Origin of the sequence: Butyricicoccus pullicaecorum (assembly GCF_002160355.1) — a bacterium.
GTDB classification, from domain to species: Bacteria; Bacillota; Clostridia; order Oscillospirales; family Butyricicoccaceae; genus Butyricicoccus; species Butyricicoccus pullicaecorum.
In genome coordinates, this window is sequence record NZ_NFKK01000047.1 from 1 (window position 1) to 1,022 (window position 1,022).

Consider the following 1,022-nt stretch of genomic DNA (forward strand, 5'->3'; position numbering starts at 1 on the left):
ATCTGGTCAAGCGCACCTATACGGCGACATTGGGCGAGCAAGCCACCTTTGAAATTACCGACGAGTATTTCCAGAAGATTCTCAACGGCGCACAGACCGTGCAGATCGTGGCCACAGACTCGGCGGGCAAGTCCTCTACACTCCAGCTGACCTTTACCAAGGCCGTACATCGGGCGGTCATTACACTTTCCGAGCCGCTGGCGGTCGAGGAACAGATCACGGTCGCCGTGCTGGCCATCACCGGCAAAATCCCGGCAGACGCAACCCAGCTCATCGAGCTGACCAACAACGGCAACGACCCCGAACCGGTCTGGGAGGACGCGACCGCCGATGTTAAGGCTGGTCGTAATTATGTGTTCGAGAACAAGAGCCAAAGCGCAGGATGGGCGTTTAATTTTAGGGTGACTGTCGAACGCGGTGAGAGCGGCGAGGACGGAAATATCGTATCCATCCAAGGAGGTTTTCAGTAATGGCGTTATGGTATGATAAGACGAAACAGACCCGACCCAAACCGGGCGAGCAGGACAAGACCAAGCTGGAGGAGCTTGCCGACGCTTGCAGCGCTGCGATCGACGCGGGTACGGCAGTCGATCTGCCCAGCGGCAGCCGGGAATCGTTTACATACACGGTAGCCGATCAGGCAAACGTGAGCGAAATGTTTACTGCCTGTTTGGCTGGTGCGACCGGCTACATCTACCACGCCAACGACGCGCCTTGCAAGACTTATCCGGTCGCGGACATCGTAGCGATCTACTCTACGCTGTCCATGTACAAGACCAGCCAGCTGACCTACCATAACCAGCTCAAGCAGTATGTGCTGACGCTGGACCCGGAGGCGGCTAAGGCCGTCACCTATGGGCAGGAGCTGACGGGCACCTATTTGGAGCAGTACAACGCGCTCATGGTTGAGGCACAGGAGCAGATGCAGGCGGTGCTCAGCAAGTTAGGAGGCGGCGATGCAGCGGGCGGCTAAGTACATCTACCTTGCCTGGTTCGGCGGCAGCTGCTATGTCACTTTCGAG

General features: G+C 57.6%; 1 protein-coding gene and 1 pseudogene. Both read left to right on the top strand.

Annotated elements, in window-relative coordinates; all coding sequences use genetic code 11:
* Positions 1-470 (top strand): annotated as a pseudogene (locus B5F17_RS14940) (DUF6273 domain-containing protein); the annotation flags it as partial.
* Positions 470-973 carry a hypothetical protein gene (locus B5F17_RS14475; protein WP_087374952.1) on the top strand — a complete coding sequence of 168 codons (504 nt, stop codon included), beginning with the start codon at positions 470-472 and terminating at the stop codon, positions 971-973. The pseudogene B5F17_RS14940 and the gene B5F17_RS14475, both read left to right, overlap by 1 nt.
* The last annotated feature ends 49 nt before the right edge of the window (positions 974-1,022 follow it).

Coding starts and splice junctions, on each gene's coding strand:
- B5F17_RS14475 (WP_087374952.1), top strand. CDS start 470: ATGGCGTTATGGTATGATAAGACGAAACAGACCCGACCCAAACCGGGC.